This window comes from Streptomyces sp. NPDC048644 (assembly GCF_043199105.1).
Lineage (GTDB): Bacteria > Actinomycetota > Actinomycetes > Streptomycetales > Streptomycetaceae > Streptomyces.
In genome coordinates this window covers 447,197-466,860 of the sequence record NZ_JBICVO010000004.1, presented here as the reverse complement: position 1 = coordinate 466,860, position 19,664 = coordinate 447,197, and the positions used below count along the sequence as shown (strand labels likewise).

Annotated in this window: 17 protein-coding genes; 10 read left to right on the top strand and 7 right to left on the bottom strand. The window is 71.6% G+C overall.

All coding sequences use genetic code 11. The features are described from left to right. Positions 1 to 9: 9 nt before the first annotated feature. The 5 genes from ACGFNI_RS11720 to ACGFNI_RS11700 form a co-directional block, all read right to left on the bottom strand. On the bottom strand, positions 10 to 1,071 hold the full coding sequence (locus ACGFNI_RS11720) for an ABC transporter ATP-binding protein (protein ID WP_393682805.1): 1,062 nt from the start codon (positions 1,069 to 1,071) through the stop codon (positions 10 to 12). An 11-nt stretch (positions 1,072 to 1,082) separates the two neighbouring features. Then, a complete protein-coding gene (locus ACGFNI_RS11715) occupies positions 1,083 to 2,054 on the bottom strand; it encodes an ABC transporter permease (protein WP_393682804.1) in 972 nt (323 codons plus the stop codon). 113 nt (positions 2,055 to 2,167) lie between these two features. Then, positions 2,168 to 3,967 (bottom strand): ABC transporter substrate-binding protein, encoded by a 1,800-nt coding sequence (locus tag ACGFNI_RS11710; RefSeq protein WP_393682802.1) that lies wholly within the window; start codon positions 3,965 to 3,967, stop codon positions 2,168 to 2,170. Positions 3,968 to 4,070: 103 nt separating this feature from the next. Next, complete coding sequence (locus ACGFNI_RS11705) at positions 4,071 to 5,105, bottom strand: ABC transporter permease (protein WP_393682800.1); 1,035 nt, start codon at positions 5,103 to 5,105, stop codon at positions 4,071 to 4,073. Positions 5,106 to 5,500: 395 nt separating this feature from the next. Next, positions 5,501 to 7,639, bottom strand: coding sequence for a prolyl oligopeptidase family serine peptidase (locus ACGFNI_RS11700; RefSeq protein WP_393682798.1), 2,139 nt, complete (start codon positions 7,637 to 7,639; stop codon positions 5,501 to 5,503). Positions 7,640 to 8,019: 380 nt separating this feature from the next. Here ACGFNI_RS11700 and ACGFNI_RS11695 point away from each other — a divergent pair, with 380 nt between their 5' ends. From ACGFNI_RS11695 to ACGFNI_RS11660, 8 genes are all read left to right on the top strand, one after another. After that, entirely contained in the window at positions 8,020 to 8,214 is a 195-nt protein-coding gene (locus ACGFNI_RS11695) for a hypothetical protein (protein WP_227048305.1), read from the top strand. A gap of 131 nt (positions 8,215 to 8,345) precedes the next feature. Continuing rightward, positions 8,346 to 9,335 carry an N-acetyl-1-D-myo-inositol-2-amino-2-deoxy-alpha-D-glucopyranoside deacetylase gene (mshB, locus tag ACGFNI_RS11690; protein ID WP_393682796.1) on the top strand — a complete coding sequence of 330 codons (990 nt, stop codon included), beginning with the start codon at positions 8,346 to 8,348 and terminating at the stop codon, positions 9,333 to 9,335. After that, a complete protein-coding gene (locus ACGFNI_RS11685) occupies positions 9,332 to 9,826 on the top strand; it encodes a DUF6113 family protein (protein WP_393682795.1) in 495 nt (164 codons plus the stop codon). Before mshB ends, ACGFNI_RS11685 begins: the two co-directional genes overlap by 4 nt. A gap of 464 nt (positions 9,827 to 10,290) precedes the next feature. Beyond that, positions 10,291 to 12,213 carry a hypothetical protein gene (locus tag ACGFNI_RS11680; RefSeq protein ID WP_393682793.1) on the top strand — a complete coding sequence of 641 codons (1,923 nt, stop codon included), beginning with the start codon at positions 10,291 to 10,293 and terminating at the stop codon, positions 12,211 to 12,213. A 131-nt stretch (positions 12,214 to 12,344) separates the two neighbouring features. Continuing rightward, positions 12,345 to 13,313, top strand: coding sequence for an ABC transporter ATP-binding protein (locus tag ACGFNI_RS11675; protein WP_393682791.1), 969 nt, complete (start codon positions 12,345 to 12,347; stop codon positions 13,311 to 13,313). Next, positions 13,310 to 14,047 (top strand): ABC transporter permease, encoded by a 738-nt coding sequence (locus tag ACGFNI_RS11670; protein ID WP_393682789.1) that lies wholly within the window; start codon positions 13,310 to 13,312, stop codon positions 14,045 to 14,047. Before ACGFNI_RS11675 ends, ACGFNI_RS11670 begins: the two co-directional genes overlap by 4 nt. Beyond that, positions 14,044 to 15,306 (top strand): sensor histidine kinase, encoded by a 1,263-nt coding sequence (locus tag ACGFNI_RS11665; protein WP_393682787.1) that lies wholly within the window; start codon positions 14,044 to 14,046, stop codon positions 15,304 to 15,306. Before ACGFNI_RS11670 ends, ACGFNI_RS11665 begins: the two co-directional genes overlap by 4 nt. A gap of 53 nt (positions 15,307 to 15,359) precedes the next feature. After that, positions 15,360 to 15,965, top strand: a complete 606-nt coding sequence (locus tag ACGFNI_RS11660) for a response regulator (protein WP_393682785.1) — start codon at positions 15,360 to 15,362, stop codon at positions 15,963 to 15,965. An 18-nt stretch (positions 15,966 to 15,983) separates the two neighbouring features. Here the strand turns inward: ACGFNI_RS11660 and ACGFNI_RS11655 are convergent, their stop codons facing one another. Continuing rightward, positions 15,984 to 16,907 carry a transglutaminase-like domain-containing protein gene (locus ACGFNI_RS11655; RefSeq protein WP_393683045.1) on the bottom strand — a complete coding sequence of 308 codons (924 nt, stop codon included), beginning with the start codon at positions 16,905 to 16,907 and terminating at the stop codon, positions 15,984 to 15,986. Continuing rightward, entirely contained in the window at positions 16,904 to 17,917 is a 1,014-nt protein-coding gene (locus ACGFNI_RS11650) for a GNAT family N-acetyltransferase (RefSeq protein WP_393682783.1), read from the bottom strand. Before ACGFNI_RS11650 ends, ACGFNI_RS11655 begins: the two co-directional genes overlap by 4 nt. 141 nt (positions 17,918 to 18,058) lie before the next feature. Between ACGFNI_RS11650 and fdxA the strand changes: the two genes are divergently transcribed. Continuing rightward, positions 18,059 to 18,379, top strand: a complete 321-nt coding sequence (fdxA, locus tag ACGFNI_RS11645; protein ID WP_227050410.1) for a ferredoxin — start codon at positions 18,059 to 18,061, stop codon at positions 18,377 to 18,379. 155 nt (positions 18,380 to 18,534) lie between these two features. Continuing rightward, positions 18,535 to 19,632 (top strand): succinyldiaminopimelate transaminase, encoded by a 1,098-nt coding sequence (gene dapC, locus ACGFNI_RS11640; protein ID WP_393682778.1) that lies wholly within the window; start codon positions 18,535 to 18,537, stop codon positions 19,630 to 19,632. Positions 19,633 to 19,664: the final 32 nt, after the last annotated feature.

Below are 19,664 nucleotides of genomic sequence, written 5' to 3'. Positions count from 1 at the left end.
GATGGCTCCCTAGCCCAGCCGGGGCTTGATCTGCTCGGTGAAGAAGGTGTGACGCTGCTCGGGCCCGAGGTGGCAGGCGGCGGCCCGGCCGTCGGGCAGCAGCGGCCGGTCCTCGGCGCAGAGCCCGCCGCCGACCTCGGCGGCGAAGCCGCAGCGCGGGTGGAAGGCGCAGCCCGACGGGGGGTTGAGCAGGCTCGGCGGCGAGCCGGGGATCGGGTGCAGCGCCTCGTTGACGTCGGACGAGAGCCGCGGCATGGAGCTCAGCAGGCCCCAGGTGTACGGGTGTTGGGGCTGGGTGAGGATCTCCTTGACGGAGCCGCGCTCCACGGCCCGGCCCGCGTACATCACCAGCAGGTCGTCGGCGGTGTTCGCGACCACGCCGAGGTCGTGGGTGATCAGGATGATGGCGGAGCCGAACTCCTGCTGGAGGTCCTTGAGGAGGTCCAGGATCTGCGCCTGGACGGTGACGTCCAGGGCGGTGGTCGGCTCGTCGGCGATCAGCAGCTCGGGGTTGCAGACCAGCGCCATCGCGATCATCGCGCGCTGGCGCATGCCGCCGGAGAACTGGTGCGGGTAGTCGTCCACCCGCAGGGTCGGCTGCGGGATGCCGACCTTCGTCAGCATCTCGACGGCGCGCTGCCTGCCCTCGCGCTTGGAGGCGCCGGTGTGCTTCATGAACGGCTCGGCGATCTGCCGGCCGACGGTGTAGTACGGCGACAGGGCGGTCAGCGCGTCCTGGAAGATCATGGCCATCTTGTTGCCGCGGAGCTTTTCCAGGGTCTTCTCCCTGGCCCCGGTCAACTCCTGGCCGTCCAGGTGTATCTCGCCGGTGATCTCGGTCGCCTTGGGGTTGTGCAGCCCCAGGACGGCGAGGTTGGTGACGGACTTGCCGGACCCCGACTCGCCGACGATGCCGAGCGTCTGGCCGCGTTCGAGGTCGAAGGAGAGGCCGTCCACCGCCTTGACGATGCCGTCCTCGGTGGAGAACCGCACGTGCAGGTCGCGTACGGAGAGGAAGGGGTCCGACCCGGTCGGGACCGGCGTGCCCTCGGTCGTGGTGAGTGTGGTCACTTCAGGCTCTCCTAGGACAGGCGCACGCGCGGGTCGATGAAGGCGTACGTCGCATCCACGATGATGTTGAACACCAGGATCAGGGCCGCGCTGAATATCAGCACGCCCAGCACCATGGGCAGATCAAGTGTGGTGACGGAATTGATCGCCAGCCGGCCGATGCCCGCCAGCGAGAAGGTGAACTCGGTGATCATGGCACCGCCGAACAGCGAGCCGAGGTCCATGCCGAGGATGGTGACGATGGGGATCAGCGAGCCGCGCCAGGCGTAGCGCAGGAAGACGTAACGCGCCGGCATGCCCTTGGCCTTGGCGGTGCGGACGTGCTCCTCCTGGAGCTGCTCGATCATCGTCGAGCGCGACATACGGGTGTACTGCGCGGTGAAGATCGTCGACATCACGAGCCAGGGCAGCAGCAGGCCCATGAACCAGCCGCCGGGGTTGCTGGTGAAGTCCACGTACTTCGGGGACGCCAGCACGCCGCTGTAGACGAAGATGCCGAGCACGATCGGTCCGAGGATGTAGATCTGCACCGAGCTGAGGACCATCGAGACGCCGGTGACGGCCTTGTCCAGCACCGTGCCGCGCTTCCACGCGGCGAGCAGACCGGCACCCAGACCGATGACGAGGAAGACGATGGCGCCGCCGATGGCCAGCGATGCCGTGGTGGGCAGCCGGTCCATCATCGTCGACCAGACGTCCTGCTTGGTGGCGAACGAGTAGCCGAAGCAGGGGGCGCTGCAGTGGCCGATGGTGTAGTCACGGCCGACGAAGATGCCCGAGAGGAAGTCCCAGTACTGCGTCGGCAGGGGCTTGTCGAGCCCGAGGTTCTGGTGGATCAGCGCGACGTTGTCGGCGGTGCAGTTCTTGCCGCAGGACATCAGGGCCGGGTCGCCGACGGCGAAGAACACGAAGAAGGTGACGGCGCTCAGCAGGATGAGGGTGACGATCGCGCCGAACGTCCGGCGAAATAGAAAGGGAAGCATGACAGTTCGCTGCTCTCAGGACGGCGGCGGCTGTGGGCGTGAGGTGGCGGCGAAGGCCCCGGAGGGCGCGCGCTCCGCCGTGCGCGCGCGCTCCGGAATGCCTTCTGTGCTGCTTACTTCTTGAGGAACAGCGTGTTCGGGTCGAGGTAGCTGACGTCGGTGTTGTACCGCGCGCCGCCGATGTTCGAGCCGTACAGCTGGAGCGTCTTGGTGTAGAAGACCGGGGCAGCCGGGTTGACCTTCTCCACGATGTAGTGGTGCAGCTTCTGCCACTCCGCCGTCGCCTTGTCCACATCCGCGATCTTGCTGATGCGGGCGATCTCGGAGTTCACGTGCTTGTCGTCCACGTGCGAGTAGTTCGACGAGCCGTCCTGGATGGTGGTGCCGTCGTACGACGGCGGGATCACCGTGGAGGCGTCCGGCCAGTCCTGGCCCCAGCCGGTCATGTAGATGTCGAAGCCGTTGTTGACCTTGCCCATCTGCTGGTACCAGGAGGCCGCGTCGACCTCCTTCTTCTGCACGTTGAAGCCGGCCTTGTTCAGCGCGTCCTCGATGACGACGGCTTCCTTCTGGCGCGCCTCGGTGTTGGAGTACGCGTAGACGAGCTTCATCCCCGTCTTGCCGGCCTGCTGGAGGAGCTTCTTGGCCTTCTCCGGCTCACCGTTGGGGTGCGTCAGCTTGCCGTAAGGGTCGTAGCCCTTCTTGTAGCCCGCGACGGTCGGGGCGAGCAGGCCGCCCGCGATCTCGCCGCCGTAGGTGCCGCCGTTGATCCGGACGATCTGGCTGTTGGGCAGCGCGTAGGTGATCGCGTCGCGGATCTTCTTGTCCTTGATGCGGTCCATGTTGAAGTTCATCTGCCAGACGTAGGGCTGGTAGCCCTGCACCAGGCGCTTGCTGGCGCTTGCGTCCTCCAGCACCTGCTTGGTCGCGTTCGTGTCCACCTGGTTGGTGAGGCTGACCGCGTTCTTGGCCTCGCCCTTGTCGGCCAGCAGGCGCTTGGTGGAGTCCGAAGCCTGGTGGTTGAAGGTGATGTTGTACCCGTCGGGGTACTGGTGGCGCATGGCATCCGTCTTCGGATCCCAGTTCTTGTTCCGCACCAGCTGCATGGACTTGCCGGACTTGAACGACGCGATCTTGTACGGGCCGGCGGAGACCGGCGCGACGTCGTAGTTGTCCTTGGTGTCCTTCGCGCTGTCCGGGACCACGCTGTAGCCCGGCATCGTCAGCGCGTACGGCAGCTGCGACTGCGGCTGCTTGAAGTGGAAGACGATGGTCTTGTCGTCCGGGGTGTCCAGGACGGTCTTGGGCAGGTGGTCACCCTTGTACGGACCGTCCGGCAGCGCCTTGCGGTAGCTGGTGCCGCTGCCCGACAGCCACTGCTGGAGGTAGGTGGGACCGTCGGTGATGAACTTCGCGTACATGCGCTCGACGGTGTGGCGGATGTCCTTCGAGGTGATCGGCGTGCCGTCCTCGAACTTGATGCCGTCCTTGAGCGTGTACTTCCAGGTCTTGCCGCCGTCGGACATGGTGCCCGAGTCGGTGGCGAGGTCGCCGACGACCTTCTCGTTGCCCTTGTCGTCCTGCTGGAAGCTGGTGAGCCCGCGGAATATCAGCTGCGACAGCGACTTCATGTCGCTGACGTACATCTGCGCCGGGTCCAGGTGGTTGTAGCTGTCACGCTGGTAGACGCGGATGGTGCCGCCGGACTTGGCGTCCTTGACGGCCTTGGCCGGGCCCGTGGAGTCGGCGGCCGTGCCGAGCGGCACCGCCTTCGACTGGGTCGCGGCGTCCGCGTCCGTCTGCGACTTGCCCTTGTTGCTGCCGCTGCCGCTGCTGCAACCGGTGAGCGCGAGCGAGCCGGCCGCCAGGGCCACGATCACCGCGCGAGCTCTGCGCGTAGAAAGTGCATTCATGAGGTCCAAGCACCTGCCTGTCAGTTGGTGTCCAGATGTGCTGCCTGACGCATCCGGTGCGATCCCGGTGCGGGGGCGACAGCAGCCCCCCTCAAGTGGACGGTCAGCGCCCGGATTTGGGATCGAAGGCGTCCCGGACCGAGTCCCCCAGCAGGTTGAAGCACAGCACGAAGATCACCATCGCGGCGCCGGGGAAGAGCAAGAAGGTCGGGTCGTTCTCGTAGATGTCACCGGCCGTACGGAACAGCCGGCCCCAGTCCGGCGTCGGCTCCATGATGCCGACGCCCAGGTAGGACAGGCCGGCCTCCGCGGTGACGAACAGCGGCAGCATGTAGGTGCTCTGGACGAGAATCGGCGTGACCACGTTGGGCAGCAGTTCCTTGCGGATGATCCGCCAGGGCGAGGCTCCGGTGATCTTCGCCGCCTCCACGAACTCCCGCTCACGCAGCGAGAGCACCTGTCCGCGCAGCAGTCGCGCGAGCCCCATCCAGCCCAGCGCCCACTGCACGAGGATCAGCGCCACCACGCGGACGTAGGTGGGGGTCTCGTCGCTCGGCGGGACGAAGATGGCCACGACGACGGGCATGAACGCCACGAACGTCAGCTGGCTGGGGAAGGCGAGCAGGAAGTCGATGACCCGGCCGAGCCAGTAGTCGGCACGGCCGCCCACGTAGCCGGCGGTGACGCCGAGGATGGTGCCGGTGATGACGACCAGGACGGTCACCACCACCGAGATCCCCAGCGAGGTCCGCATGCCGTACAGCAGCTGCGTGAACAGGTCCCGGCCGAGCTGCGGTTCGATGCCGAACCAGAAGTCACCCGACATGCCGCCGTTGGGGCCCGCGGGGAAGCCGAAGTCGTCGAACAGCGTGGGGTCGTTGCTCCCGTAGAGCGTGTACGGGTCCTTGCCGTAGATCGACGCGATGACCGGTGCCAGCGCGGCGATGACGAAGAAGGCGAGGACGACGATGGCGCAGATCACGCCGGTGCGGTCGCGCTTGAAGCGCGTCCACATCAGCTGGCCGGGGGAACGGCCGACGAGCTCACCGCCCTTGCCCTTCTTTTCCTTCTTCAGACCCCCCGGCTCCAGTCCAGGGGTTTCGGACTGTGCAGCCGCGGTCTGGGATGGACTAGTCATCGCGAAGTGCCCCCGCGCCGAGTTCTCTTGGAACGTGAAGCGGCACCGATTCGCACCGCTGGATGAGCGGACTTTCGCAAGTGATTTATGGCGGAGTCAAGGGATTCGGGGGTGCTGTCGTGCAGGTCGGTCGCTTCTTGAGCGAAGATTACGCAGATCGGTGCACAGGCGTGCTTGACACCCGTCGGAGATGTACGGCATGAGGGACATATCGGCGTCAACTGCCTTAACATAAAGGCAACTTCACTGTCGTGACACCGATATACGGACGCGCCATGCTGAACTGCGTACGGCCGTGCGGGTGCCGTCGACCGGCCGGGGATGCTCCACAGCACCCCGGCCGGTTCCCGTGAGAGCCGCGCCCCGCGACCGGACGCGCCCGCTCCCGTCGCGGCTCAGACCATCCCCAACGACCGCTTGATGAAGTCCACTTGGAGCAGCAGGAGGTTCTCCGCCACCTGCTCCTGAGGCGTCATATGGGTCACGCCTGACAGCGGCAGCACCTCGTGCGGGCGGCCGGCGGCCAGCAGCGCGGAGGACAGCCGCAGCGAGTGCGCCACCACGACGTTGTCGTCCGCGAGCCCGTGCACGATCAGCATCGGGCGGTGCGGCTGCGCGGCCCCCGACAGGCCCTCGTCGGTGACCAGCGAGTTCGCCGCGTACACCGCGGGCTCCTCGTCCGGGTGGCCGAGGTATCGCTCCTGGTAATGGGTGTCGTACAGCCGCAGGTCGGTGACCGGGGCGCCCACCACCGCGGCGTGGAAGACATCCGGGCGGCGCAGCGCCCCGAGCGCCGCCAGATAGCCGCCGAACGACCAGCCGCGGATGGCCACCCGCCCCAGATCCAGCGGGAATTGGCCGGCCAGCGCCTGGAGCGCGTCGACCTGGTCCTCCAAGGTGACGTCGGCGATCGTCCGGGAGATGCTCTTCTCCCAGGCGGGGGAGCGGCCCGGGGTGCCGCGGCCGTCCGCGACGATCACCGCGAACCCCTGGTCGGCGAACCACTGCGAGGTCAGATGCGCGTTGTGCGCCGCGACCACCCGCTGGCCGTGCGGCCCGCCGTAGGGATCCATCAGGACCGGAAGCGGACCGTCACCCTCCGTGTAGCCGTCCGGCAGCAGCACCGCACACGGGATCTCCCGCTCGCCCGCCCGCACCAGCCGGGGACGCGCGGTCAGCCCCGGCTCCTCGGCGTACGACCCGATGGCGGCGAGTGCCCGCTCCGCGCCGTCCGCGCCGATCTCGACCACATCGACCCGGGTGCCGGGCCGCTCCAGGCACGCCTGGGACAGCACGGCCACCCGCCCGCCGCGCACCGCGGACGAGACGGTCGGGTACGGGCGCTGCCCGATCCGCTCGCAGCCGCCCTCGTACCGGGCGCGGTAGACCCCGATGTCGTGCATGTCATCGCCGCTCGCGGAGAAGAGGACGTCGTCATCGCCGATGTCCAGGACGGCGCGGACGTGCAACGGCGCGGAGGACAGCGGACGGTCACCGGCGAACAGCCGGCGGACGCCGCCCTCGTCGGTGATCCGCACCAGCCGCCCGTCCGGCGTCCAGGCCGGGACGCCGGGGAACAGCTCGACCCACGTCGCGTCCTCCTCGCTGTGCACCGTGCGGGTCGCGCCGGTCTCCGTGTCGACCGTCAGGTAGTGCTGGGTGCGCTGGTCACGGGTCTGGACGAGCAGCAGCGGCGGCCCGGACGCCGACCAGTGCACCCGCGCGAGGTAGGGGAAGCGGTCGTGATCCCAGGTGACGTCGGTGCGGGAGCCGTCGAGGCCGAGCAGGGCGAGGGTGACCTCGGCGTTGGCGGTACCCGCCGCCGGGTAGGCGACCTCGGCTGGCGCCCGGTCCGGGTGCGCGGGGTCGGCGATCCACCAGCGCTGCACCGGAGCGTTGTCGACCCTGGCCGCCAGCAGCCGGTCGCTCTGCGGCGACCACCAGAAGCCGCGGTGGCGCCCCATCTCCTCGGCGGCGATGAACTCGGCGAGCCCCCAGGTGACTTCGGGCCCGTCCGGCTGTGCCAGCGCACGGTCGCCCTCGCCCGCGTCACCGCCGTCCGCCGGGGTCACCCGCAGTTCACCGGCCGCGACGTAGGCGACGTGCCGCCCGTCGGGGGACGGGCGGGGGTCGACCACCGGCCCGCTGGCGGGCAGTTCCCGCGCGGTGCCGGCCCGCAGCTCGGAGACGAACAGCCGCCCGGAGAGCGCGAAGGCGGCCAACTCGACCGCGGCGTCCACGGCGTAGCCGACGATGCCGGCCGAGCCGTCCCGGGTGCGTTCGCGGCGGGCCCGCTCCTCGGCGGACAGTTCCTCCTCCGCGCCGGCGAGCAGCGCCCGCGGTTCGGCGGCCGTGAACTCCCGCCCCGTGTCGAGGTCGAGGACCCACAACTGCTGGGTACGGTCGGTGCCGTCGCCGGATCGGATGAAGGCGACACGGGTGCCGTCCGGGGAAATGGCGTAGCCGCGCGGGGCGCCCAGGGTGAAGCGCTGGGTGCGGGCGTGCTGCCGAGGAAAGGGAAGCTGTCCGGTCATACGGGCGAGCCTAGAGTCTCGCGTCCGGCCGGTACGGCATGATCCGGACGAGAGGACATGAATTCCGCGCGGCCGGGCGGGGACCGGCCGGTTCGCCCCAAGTCGTCGGCGTACGGCGCGCATTCGCCCCGCGGGCGGGTGAGGGCGTGCGGAGCGGCCCCGCGGCGGGTGGGGCTCACGGTGGTCGCACTAGCGAAGATCGCGTGCGCCCCTGTTCTGCTCCCGTGCACCGACATATGCGCGCGCCCGGAAAGTTATGATCCCTTGCGCGTAGTGGGTACGGGGTAAAGAGCCCTTGGCATACCCGGGGAGCGGTTCCGCAGCGGCGGTTCCGCGCCCTCAACTCTGTCCGGTCCGTGCGTACTTGGAGGTGAGCCGCCGTGGCACTCTCGATTTCGGCGGTGGTGCTGCTGGCGATCATCGTCTTCTTGCTGGTCAAGAAGTCCGGGCTGAAGGGCGGGCATGCATTCGTGTGCATGCTGCTGGGCTTCTATCTCGCCAGCTCGTCCGTGGCCCCGACGATCAAGCAGCTGACGACGAACGTCGCCGGGATGCTCGGAGGGATCAAATTCTGAGGTGCGAATTCTGAGGTGCGGCGCGTAGCGCGTGGCGTCCGGTGGCCCGGAGCGGGGGCGGGCCACCGGACGCGCCCGCGCGCCCCTGAGCGCCTGTGCGGGCCCGGCGGGGCGGCTCGTAGGCTGTGGGCATGACCGACCTGCCCGCCCGTTCCCCGCTCCCCTCCGCCCAAGGGAGCGCCGCGCGCCCCGCCGGGGCCCGTCGTCTGCTGCTGGTGCATGCACACCCGGACGACGAGTCGATCAACAACGGCGTCACGATGGCCACGTACGCGTCCGAGGGCGCCCAGGTCACGCTGGTGACGTGCACCCGAGGCGAAGAGGGCGAGGTCATCCCGCCGGAGCTGGCCCACCTCGCGCCCGACCGCGACGACAGCCTCGGCCCGTACCGCGTCGGCGAACTGGCCGCCGCGATGAAGGCGCTGGGCGTCACCGACCACCGCTTCCTGGGCGGGCCCGGCCGCTACCGCGACTCGGGGATGATGGGCGCGCCCCAGAACGACAGGACCGAGGCGTTCTGGCAGGCGCCCATCGACGAGGCGGCTGCCCATCTCGTCGCGGTGATCCGCGAGGTCAGGCCGCAGGTCCTGGTCACGTACGACCCGAACGGCGGATACGGCCACCCCGATCACATCCAGGCGCACCGCGTCGCGATGCGGGCCGCCGAACTCGCCGGTGACGCGTCCTTCAGGGCCGATCTGGGCGCGGCGTATGCGATCGGGAAGATCTACTGGAACTGCAGTCCCCGCTCGGTGGTGGAGGAGGGCTTCGCCCGGCTGCGCGCCGCCGGGCACACCTTCCCCGGGGTGGCCGCCGTCGACGACGTCCCCGGTGTGGTGCCGGACGCCGACGTCACGGCGTCCATCGAGGGCGACGCCGCGGCGCGGGCGGCCAAGACCGCGGCGATGCGGGCCCATTACACACAGATCGCGGTCGACGGCCCGTTCTTCGCGCTCTCCAACGACCTGGGGCAGCCGCTGTTCGGCACCGAGCACTACCAACTGGTGCACGGCACGTCGGGCGCGGCGGCCGGCGCCCGCGAGGACGACCTCTTCGCGGGCACGGCGGCGGACGCGGCGGCCCGTCCGGACGGTGCTGCGAGCCAGGAGGCGGCCCGATGAGCGCGGCGAAGAACGGCGGGGGCTCCGGCGCTTCCCGCGCGCGGGCGGGCGCGGGCGGCGCGTCCGGTGCCCGCACCCCGGGTCCGCCTGCCGGGCCCGGTCCGGCGCAGGCACGGCCGCTGACCCCGGGCCGGGTCGCCCTCTACGTCCTGCTGCTGGTGCTCGGCGTGCTGGTGGCGCCCGCCGGTGCGCTGGTCCAAGCCGCCTGGTTCCCCGGCGGGTTGCTGCTGGCGCTGCTGGGCCTCGGCGGCCTCTTCTACGGGGGCGCCCGCGCGAGCGGCACCGCCGCCGGGGTGCTGCTGCCCGGCGCCGCCTGGCTGGTCACCGTCTTCCTGCTGCTGAGCGACGAGCGGCCGGAGGGCGACTTCCTGTTCGGCGCGGGGCTCGGCTCGTATCTCTTCCTGCTGGGCGGCATTGTGGTGGCTGTGATCTGTGCCACCGCGACGCAGCTGCGGGCCACCGGTGCGCGACCGGGCCGAGTTGGCGGATGACGTGCCCCATACCGGGACACATGGTGCGCCGACCGGGGTGAACGCCCCCGGTATCGGGGGTTCGCCCGCGGCGGCGGTCTTCGTACGCTCTTCGGGCGCCCCTCTGCGGCGGACAGTATGGTGGTGCGCGCCGCCGCGCCGCCCTGGGGGCGCCCCCCGGTCCGAGTCCCGGGATCATCTCTGACGAGCGGCGGAGCCAACCGGGAGAACCTGCTTTGAGTCGTGAATCTGACAGTTCGTCCTCCGGCCTCCAGGGCCGCGGCAATGCCGCGTATCCCTCGGGGACGCCGCCGTACGGCACGCCCCGGGGGGCGGCCGAAGGAGCGGCGGCGCCAGGTGGGGCGGCGGAGCCCGATGAGCCGAAGACCGAGACCACGCTGACGACGCGGATCAAGATCAACATTCCGGGCTCGCGCCCCATCCCGCCGGTCGTCGTGCGTAAGCCCGTCGGTGAGGAGTCCGGTATGAACGGATCGGCTGACAGCCGCGGTTCCGCGGGGACGTCGAGCGGGCTTCCCCGCCGGCCGGAACGGACCGAGCGCACCGGCAGCGGGCCGCGCCCCGATGCCCCCGCCGACGGCGCGGCCAAGGGCGGGCCCGGCGAGAAGACCAGCGACTGGTTCGCGCCGCGCAAGGGTGCGTCATCGACCACCGGCTCGCATCCGGTCCCGCCCGCACCGGGCGCGTCATCGACCACCGGCTCGCACCCGGCGCCGCCCGCACCGGGCGCGCCCGCCGCGCCGCGCGGCTCCGGCACCACCCCGCCGCCCCGCCCCGACCTGCCGTACTTCTCCGACGGCCGGGAACCCCAGGGCGCATCGCCCCTCGACGGCGGCCAGGACCCGCTCGGTCAGGACCCGCTCGGCGGGCCGCGGCCGGACGGCGGCGCCTCCCAGGGCACCTCGCCGTTCGACACCGGAAACCCGGCGCCCCGGGGCGGCTCGCCCTTCGACGGCGCCGCGCCCCGTGGTGGCTCGCCGTTCGACGGTGCCGCGGGCCCCGGCCCCGACCTCAGCCCGTTCGACGCCCCCGCGGGCCGTGGCCCCAGCGGCCCCACCACGGGACCGGCCCAGGGCTCGACCCCGCTCAACCTCCCGCCCGGCTTCAGCGACCCCGGCGTCCGCGACGACACCGCCGAGCTGACCCCGCAGCCCCCGGCACCGCCCCTGGCAGGCCCCGGCAGCGGCGTCGGCGGCGGCATCGCGGGCGGGGTGCCCGGCGGCCCGAACGGACCGGCGCCCAAGGGGCCGAAGGGCGGGCCCGGCGGCGCCGCACGTGACCGCGTCTCGGGCGACACCCTCGTCAGCGGCATCCCCAAGGTGCCCGGTACGGAAGGCCCCGCGCCCGCCGCGCCCGCGCCCAAGGGCAAGCCCGCGGGTGACGCCGCCGCACCGGCCCCGCGCCCCAAGATCCCCGAGCCGATCAACCCGCCCAAGAAGGGCCGCAGCAAGATCGTGCTGGCCGGTGTCGGCGTCGTGGTGCTGGCCGGCCTCGCGTACGGCGCGGGCCTGCTGCTCGACCACGCCGACGTGCCCAACGGCACCACCGCGCTGGGCGTGGACATCGGCGGCATGGCCAAGGAAGACGCCGTCAAGAAGCTCGAAGGGGCCGTCAAGGACCGCCGCCACCAGCCGCTGAAGCTGACCGTCGACGGCAAGGACGAGTCGCTCGACCCGGGCAAGGCGGGCCTGGACATCGACATCCAGGCGACGGTGCGCGACGCGGCGGGACGGGAGTACAACCCCGTGGCCGTCATCAGCTCGCTCTTCGGCGGCACCCGCGCGGCCAAGCCCGCGATGGTCGTCGACGACGAGAAGCTGGAGATCGCCCTCCAGCAGGTCGCCGGGCCATCGGGCGCGAGCGAGGACGGCGGGATCACCTTCGAGAACGGCCGGGCGGTGCCGCACTACGGCAAGCCGCACAAGGCGGTCGACGTCGCGGCGTCCAGGACCAAGGTCACCGACGCCTACCGCGACCGGGTCACGTCCGACACCCGCACCCCGGTGGTGCTGGCCGCCGGTACCCAGCAGCCGAAGGTCGGCAAGGACGCCGTGGACCAGGCGCTCAAGCAGTTCGCCGAGCCCGCGATGTCCGGCCTGATCACGGTCCGTACGGACGCCACGCACGCGGTCTCGTTCAGCCCGCAGAAGTCGATCCCGAAGTTCCTGTCCTTCAAGGTCGCCGAGGGCGGCACCCTCGTGCCGTACTACGACCAGGCGGCCCTGAAGGCGCTCTACGGCGACACCTTCAACGGCGTCCTGCTCACCAAGGGCGACGGCACCAAGAAGCCGGTCGGCCCCAAGGAGGTGGCGAGCGCCGTGCAGCTCGCACTCCAGGGCAAGACCCCGGCGGAGCGGGTGCAGACGATCGGCGCCGACGCGGGCTGATCCGGCCGGAAAACCGCTGGTGGAAGGCCCCTGGGGGATCCCCTAGGGGCCTTCCCCCATGACAGATGTCATGGCGGACTGCGGACAGTCGACACTGCCGCACGGGCGGCGGCCCCGGAATCCTTGAGGGCATGACGACGACAGCCACCACCACAGCCACCGCGCGCCGCGCGGCCCCGGCGCCCGTGGTCAGCTTTCAGCAGATCAACAAGAGCTACGGCGCGGTCCGCGCGGTGGCCGACCTGAATCTGGAGCTGTACCCGGGCGAAACCGTCGCCCTCCTCGGGCCCAACGGCGCGGGCAAATCCTCCACCCTCGACCTGCTCCTCGGGCTGCGCACCCCGGACTCCGGCAGCCTGACGCTGTTCGGCACCACCCCGCAGCGCGCCATCGAGCAGGGCAAGGTCGGCGCGATGCTGCAGAGCGGCGGCCTGATGGAGGGGGTCAAGGTCAGGGAACTGGTCGGCCTCGCCCGCGACCTGCACCCCCGCGGCTACCCGCTCGACCGGATCCTGGAGACCGCGGGGATCACCGGGATAGCCGACCGGATGGTCGGCAAGCTCTCCGGCGGCCAGGAGCAGCGGGTGCGGTTCGCCCTCGCCACCGCGGGCGCCAATGACCTGATCGTGCTCGACGAACCCACCACCGGTATGGACGTCTCGGCCCGCCAGACCTTCTGGGGAACGATGCGCCGGCAGGCCGACGAGGGCCGCACGGTGCTCTTCGCCACGCACTACCTCGAAGAGGCCGACGCCATCGCCGACCGCGTCATCGTGCTCCAGCGCGGCCGGGTCCTCGCCGACGGCACGTCCGCCGAGATCAAGGCCAAGGCCGGCGCCCGCCGGGTCACCTTCGACCTCGACGGCACCATCGACCGCGACACCCTCGGCGCCCTGCCGTGCCTGACCTCCCTGGAGGTCTCGGGACGCACCGTCCGCATCCAGTCCCAGGACGCCGACGCGACCGTGCACGCCGTCTACGGCCTCGGCCTCTACCCGCACAACCTGGAGGTCGCGGGACTCGGCCTGGAGCAGGCGTTCATCGCCATCACCACGGCGTCCGAAGCGACCGCCACCACCGCCGAGGAGACGGCACGATGACCACCCTGATCAAGCTGGAAATCCTCCGCGCGCTGCGCAACAAGAAGTTCATGTTCTTCTCGGTGATCTACCCGCCGGCGCTCTACATGATCATCGCGGGCGGCGCCGACAGCACGCCGGTCCCCGGCACGAAGCTGGACATGGGGCTCTACTACATGGTCTCCATGGCCGCGTTCGGCGCCATGACGGCCGTCCTGCTCGGCAACTGCGAGCAGATCGCCAAGGAACGCGAGAAGGGCTGGGTGCGCCAACTGCGGCTGACCTCGCTGCCCGGACGCGGCTACGTCTCCGCCAAGGTCGCCGCGGCGGCCACCGTCAGCCTGCCCTCCATCGTCCTGGTGCTGATCATGGGCGCGGCCGTCAAGGGCGTACGGCTCGAAGCCTGGCAGTGGGCCACCATCGCCATCGGCACCTGGCTCGGCAGCTTCGTCTTCGCCGCACTGGGCGTCGCCATCGGCTACCTCGTCTCCGGCGACGCGGTCCGCCCCGTCAGCATGCTCTGCTACTTCGGCCTGGCCTTCTGCGGCGGCCTGTGGATGCCGCTGACGATCCTGCCCCAGTGGGTGCAGAACATCGCCGAGTGGATACCGACCCACGCGTACGCTGCCCTGGGCACCGCCGTCGAAGCCGGCAGCGCCCCGCACGTGAAGGACATCGCGATCCTGCTCGGCTACCTGCTGGTCTTCGCCGGCGGCGCGGCATGGCTGTACCGCAAGGACACCCGGAAGGCATGAGGACGGTGACGACGAAGAGCACGCCGGATGACCCCGACCCGGTCAGGATCGGGCAGGCGCCCACCACCCGGCGTCAGGTCGTCGCGAAGGTGTTCTGGACCGCCATCTGGCTGGTCTACTTCGCCGGACCGGTGGCCGAGCTCTTCCGCAGCGGCACGTCCGCCGCCGACCGCGTCCTGGGAGGCACGGGCCTCGCCCTCTTCGTCGTGGCCTACTTCGCGCTGGTCTTCCGGCACATGTGGCGCGGGGTGTCACTGTCCTTCGTCTACGGCGTGCTCGGCCTCCTGCTGACGCTGTCCACCGTGCTCTCCTGGACACTCGGCTTCAGCTGGCTGGTGCTGTTCATCTTCACGTCGGTGGTGTCCGGCGTCGTCCTGCCCTGGCAGCACGCCCGCTGGGCCGTACCGGTCGTCACCGTCGTGCTGCTCGCCGTCGGCGCGCGCTTCCCCGAGATCCGCGGCTACTACCTCTTCGCCTACGGACTCCCGGCGATGGGCAGCGGCTACACCATGGTCGGCGTGCAGTACCTGATCCGTACGACCAAGGAGCTGCGCGCCGCCCGCGAGGAGGTCGCCAGGCTCGCCGCCAACGAGGAGCGGCTGCGGCTCGCCCGCGACCTGCACGACCTCCTGGGGCACTCGCTCTCCCTGATCACGCTCAAGAGCGAACTGGCGGGCCGGATGCTGCCGGACAAGCCCGACGCGGCGGCGTCCCAGGTCGCCGACATCGAACGGGTCAGCAGACAGGCGCTGGTGGACGTGCGGGAGGCCGTCACCGGCTACCGCAGGCCCCGGCTGGCCGTCGAGCTGGCCGGGGCCCGCGCCGCGCTGCGCACCGCCGGCATCACCGCCACCGTCGACCCCGCCCTGGAGTCCGGGCACCACGGCCTCGCGGCCGACGGGGAAGGCGCGCTGGCCTGGGCGCTGCGCGAGTCCGTCACCAACGTCGTACGGCACAGCGGGGCGCGGCGCTGCGAGGTGCTGCTGGCCGAGGAGTGGGAGGCCGACGAACGCCGCTACCTGTGCCTGACCGTGCTCGACGACGGCACCGGGCCGCCCCGCGTCCGGCACGAAGGCAACGGCCTGACCGGGCTGCGCGAGCGCCTCGCCCTGGCCGACGGACGCCTGGAGACCGGTCCCGCGCCGGGCGGCCACGGCTTCGCGCTGCGCGCCTTCGTCCCGTTCGCGGCGGGCGGCCCGCCGGGCGGCGCCGGCACCGAACCGGTGGCCTCGCCCGCGCCGCTCAACGACCCCGCGTAGACGTGCGTTCCCCACCCCCGGCCGGGCCGGACACACGCTCTAAGCTGGCCCGCATGATCCACCTGCTGCTGGCCGAGGACCAGTCCATGGTCCGCGAGGCGCTGGCCGCGCTGCTGTCCCTGGAGGACGACCTGGAGGTCGTCGCCCAGGCAGCCCGCGGCGACGAAGTGCTGCCCGCGGCCCGCGCCAGGCCCGTCGACGTGGCCCTGCTGGACATCGAGATGCCCGGTATGAGCGGCCTGGACGCAGCCGCCGCGCTCCGCGCCGAGCAGCCGCATGTGAAGATCGTCATCCTCACCACCTTCGGCCGCCCCGGCTATCTGCGCCGCGCCATGGAGTCGGGCGCCGACGCCTTCCTGGTCAAGGACGCCCCCGCCGCCCGGCTCGCGGATGCGGTACGGCGGGTGCTGCGCGGCGAGCGGGTCATCGACCCGGCGCTGGCAGCCGCGGCGCTCGCCGACGGCGCCAGCCCGCTGACCGACCGCGAACGCGATGTGCTGCGCTGCGCTTCGGGCGGCGCCACCAACGCCGAGATCGCCGGCACCCTGAGCCTCTCCCAGGGCACCGTCCGCAACTACCTCTCCACCGCCATCCAGAAGACCGGCGCCCGCAACCGCGCCGAAGCGGTCCGCACCGCACGTGACAAGGGCTGGCTCTGAGAGCCCGCGCCCTGGCACTCAGTTGAGCAGCGCGCGGGCCTCCGCCGCCTGACCGCGGACCGCGGCGGCCACGGCCGGGTCGACCGCGTCCACCACCCGCGCGTACTCCTCCAGTTCCGCCGCCCCCGCGGCGAACTCCCCGCACCGCACCAGCAGTTCACCGTGCTCCCGCCGCAACTGCGCCGGATGCCGGGGCAGCAGCAGCGACAGCTCGACCGCCCACAGCCCGACCGCGCTGTGCTCGGGCCTGGCCTGCGCCCACGCCCGGATGTTGTTCAGGATCCGCAGCACCACATCCAGCGGGTCGGCCGGCTGGAGCATCCGCCGGTCGAGCCGCGCCCCGGTCGCCCCGGCGACCAGCGCCGCCGCGTCCTCGCCCGTCAGCGTCCGCCCGCCGTCGAACGGATCGGCCAGCACGTGCGACCCGTGCGGATCGCCGAAGCCGACGACGAAATGCCCCGGCAGCGCCACCCCGTACACCGGGGCACCGGCCCGCCTGGCGACCTCCGTCCACACCACCGACAGCAGGATCGGCAGCCCGCGCCGCCGCCGCAGCACCTCGTGCAGCAGGGACGACTCCAGCCGCCGGTAGTCGGCGGGGGAGCCGCCGAAGCCGCAGCGGGTGCCCAGCAGGGCGGCGAGATGACGGGCCCAGTCGGCAGGCCCGAAGGCGGACGGGCGGTGCGCGGCGCGCCCGCCGGCGCTCACCGGGCCCGCGGCAGGACGGAACGGCAACAGCCCCGCCAGCCGGTCCAGTTCGATCTGCGCCGCGTCGATGCCCGCCTCGTCCAGCTCCGGGTCGGCCTCCGCCGCGATCAGCAGGCACAGCAGGGCGAGATCGGGCCGCTCCTCACGCGCAGCCGCCGCGAACCGCCGGCGCCTGGCGGCCCGCACACCCTCCGGCTCAGGTCCCCGCGGCCTGCGCGCCGCGCCCCCGTTCAGCGCGCACCGCCCTGGGGAGCGAGCCGGTAGTGATAGCCGTGGTGGTCGGCGAACCCGAGCCGGTCGTAGAGCGCGTGGGCAGCGTCGTTGTCCGCCTCGACCTGGAGGTGGGCGGCGGATGCCCCCTCGTCCAGGGCACGCTCGGCGAGCGCGGCCATCACCACGGTGGCGAGACCGCGCCGCCGCAGCTCGGGAGCCACCTCGATCGCCGCGAACCCGGCCCACCGGCCGTCGACCACACAGCGCCCGATCGCCTCCGGCGCACCGTCCGCCCCGGTCACCGTCGCGAACCACACCGAAGGCCCGCCGGTGAGCACCTGGTGCACCTCGGGCCCCGGCGGCCCGCCCACCCGGTGGTACAGGCCCAGCCAGGCCGCGTCCGGCTCACGGGTCAGCCGGACGGGCGCGGTGTCCGCCCCGGTGTCGGCGAGCGGGGCCAGCGCCGCCGTCCGCACCCGGGTGGGCGCCTCGGTCCGCCAGCCGCGCCGGGCCAGCTCCCCGTCCAGCGCCTCGCAGGTGTCCGGGCGGCCGGTGGTGACGACGAGGCGGGCGGGCAGGCCGCGCTCCCCGTACCAGCGGGTGGTCCGCGCCAGCGCCTCGTCGAGCGGCAGTCCCGGGTCGCCGAGCGGCAGCGCCGCGTTCGCCCGCCGCGTGAACCCACCGGACGCGCGCAGCAGCCACCCGCCGAGCCGCTCCGTCTCGATGGCCGGCCAGCCGCGCGCCGCGACCTCCGTCAGCTCCCGCACGTCCGCGGCAGGACCCCGCCTGCGGGCCGGCTGCGCCGGCACCACCTTGGCCGCGACCAGTGACGCCTCCTCGACCCGCACCGTCCCACCGTCCCGACGTGTGATGCTCAACACACCGTTATTCCACGATGTGAGAACCCCCACCGCGTCCGTGAACGCCCACTGACCCTCCCCGGCATCCGTACGGCGCCGGACAGATACCCTTTTGCCCACGTCAGCAGGGGTGATGCGGACTTCAGCGCGACCACCGGTCATGAATTCCAACGATCTTCCCGCCCCTCTTGTTCGTCTCGTGCCCGGGAACGGAGATACTAGGTGTGGGCACATCGACGACGCCGCGCTCCCGCGCGCCCAGCGGCGGTACTGCCAATCGGTCCGCCGGCCCTACCGAGGAGGAACGACAGCGTGACCTACGTCATCGCGCAGCCTTGTGTCGACGTCAAGGACAAGGCATGCATCGAGGAGTGCCCCGTCGACTGCATCTACGAGGGCTCCAGGTCCTTGTACATCCACCCGGACGAATGCGTCGACTGCGGGGCTTGTGAGCCGGTCTGCCCGGTTGAGGCGATCTTCTACGAAGACGACACTCCGGATGAGTGGAAGGACTACTACAAGGCGAATGTGGAGTTCTTCGACGAGCTGGGCTCGCCCGGCGGCGCCAGCAAGCTCGGTCTGATCGAGCGCGACCACTCCTTCATCGCCGCCCTGCCGCCGCAGAACCAGTAAGCGGTCGCACGGCGGCATCGTTCCCGTACGGCCCCGTCCGTCGTACGGGATCCGGGGCGTGTCCGGTGAGCAGGGCGGGCCCCTGTTCACCGGACACGCCCCAGGCGTTTGTGCCGGCGCTCCCGGCGCCGACCCCGTCCGAGAAAGAGAGCATCGTGGGCGCAGTCTCCTCCCTCCTGCCGGTATTCCCCTGGGACCGGCTGGAGCCCTACAAGGCCACCGCGGCGGCACACGCCGACGGCATCGTCGACCTGTCCGTCGGCACCCCCGTCGACCCGGTGCCCGACCTCATCCAGAAGGCACTGGCCGACGCGGCCGACAGCCACGGCTATCCGACGGTGTGGGGCACCGCGGCCCTGCGTGACGCGCTCACCGCATGGGCCGGCAGCCGCCTCGGCGCCCGCGACCTCGCGCACACCAACGTGCTGCCGATCGTCGGCTCCAAGGAACTCGTCGCCTGGCTGCCCACCCAGTTCGGCCTGGGCCCCGGCGACAAGGTGGCCTACCCCCGCCTCGCCTACCCCACCTACGAGGTCGGCGCCCGGCTGGCCCGCGCGGAACCGGTCGTCTACGACGACCCGACCACCCTCGACCCGGACGGCCTGAAGCTGCTCTGGCTCAACACCCCGTCCAACCCCACAGGACAGGTGCTCGACGCCGACGAGCTGCGCCGCATCGTCGCCTGGGCCAGGGAGCACGGCGTCCTGATCGCCAGCGACGAGTGCTACCTCGAACTGGGCTGGGAGGCCGACCCGGTCTCCGTGCTGCACCCGGACGTCTGCGGCGGCTCCTACGAGGGCCTGGTCGCCGTCCACTCGCTCTCCAAGCGCTCCAACCTGGCCGGCTACCGCGCCGCGTTCCTGCTGGGCGACAGCGCCGTACTGGGCGAGCTGCTCCAGATCCGCAAGCACGGCGGCATGATGGTCGCCGCGCCCGTCCAGGCCGCCACCGTCGCGGCCCTGGGCGACGACGGGCACGTCGCCGAACAGCGCGAGCGCTACGCCCGCAGGCGCGCCGCCCTGCGCACCGCCTTCGAAGCGGCCGGCTTCCGCATCGAGCACAGCGAGGCGTCGCTCTACCTCTGGGCGACCCGCGACGAGCCCTGCTGGGACACCGTCGGATCCCTCGCCGAACGCGGCATCCTCGTCGCCCCAGGCGACTTCTACGGCACGGCGGGGGAGCGGTTCGTACGGATCGCCTTCACCGCGACCGACGAGCGGGTCGAGGCAGCGGTACGGCGCCTGGCGGACTGACGGCGCCGCCGCCCGGCCCGTCAGGGACGGCA

Coding starts and splice junctions, on each gene's coding strand:
- ACGFNI_RS11675 (WP_393682791.1), top strand. CDS start 12,345: ATGACGACGACAGCCACCACCACAGCCACCGCGCGCCGCGCGGCCCCG.
- ACGFNI_RS11715 (WP_393682804.1), bottom strand. CDS start 2,054: ATGCTTCCCTTTCTATTTCGCCGGACGTTCGGCGCGATCGTCACCCTC.
- ACGFNI_RS11665 (WP_393682787.1), top strand. CDS start 14,044: ATGAGGACGGTGACGACGAAGAGCACGCCGGATGACCCCGACCCGGTC.
- ACGFNI_RS11710 (WP_393682802.1), bottom strand. CDS start 3,967: ATGAATGCACTTTCTACGCGCAGAGCTCGCGCGGTGATCGTGGCCCTG.
- ACGFNI_RS11700 (WP_393682798.1), bottom strand. CDS start 7,639: ATGACCGGACAGCTTCCCTTTCCTCGGCAGCACGCCCGCACCCAGCGC.
- ACGFNI_RS11660 (WP_393682785.1), top strand. CDS start 15,360: ATGATCCACCTGCTGCTGGCCGAGGACCAGTCCATGGTCCGCGAGGCG.
- ACGFNI_RS11680 (WP_393682793.1), top strand. CDS start 10,291: ATGAACGGATCGGCTGACAGCCGCGGTTCCGCGGGGACGTCGAGCGGG.
- mshB (WP_393682796.1), top strand. CDS start 8,346: ATGACCGACCTGCCCGCCCGTTCCCCGCTCCCCTCCGCCCAAGGGAGC.
- ACGFNI_RS11685 (WP_393682795.1), top strand. CDS start 9,332: ATGAGCGCGGCGAAGAACGGCGGGGGCTCCGGCGCTTCCCGCGCGCGG.
- ACGFNI_RS11670 (WP_393682789.1), top strand. CDS start 13,310: ATGACCACCCTGATCAAGCTGGAAATCCTCCGCGCGCTGCGCAACAAG.
- ACGFNI_RS11705 (WP_393682800.1), bottom strand. CDS start 5,105: ATGACTAGTCCATCCCAGACCGCGGCTGCACAGTCCGAAACCCCTGGA.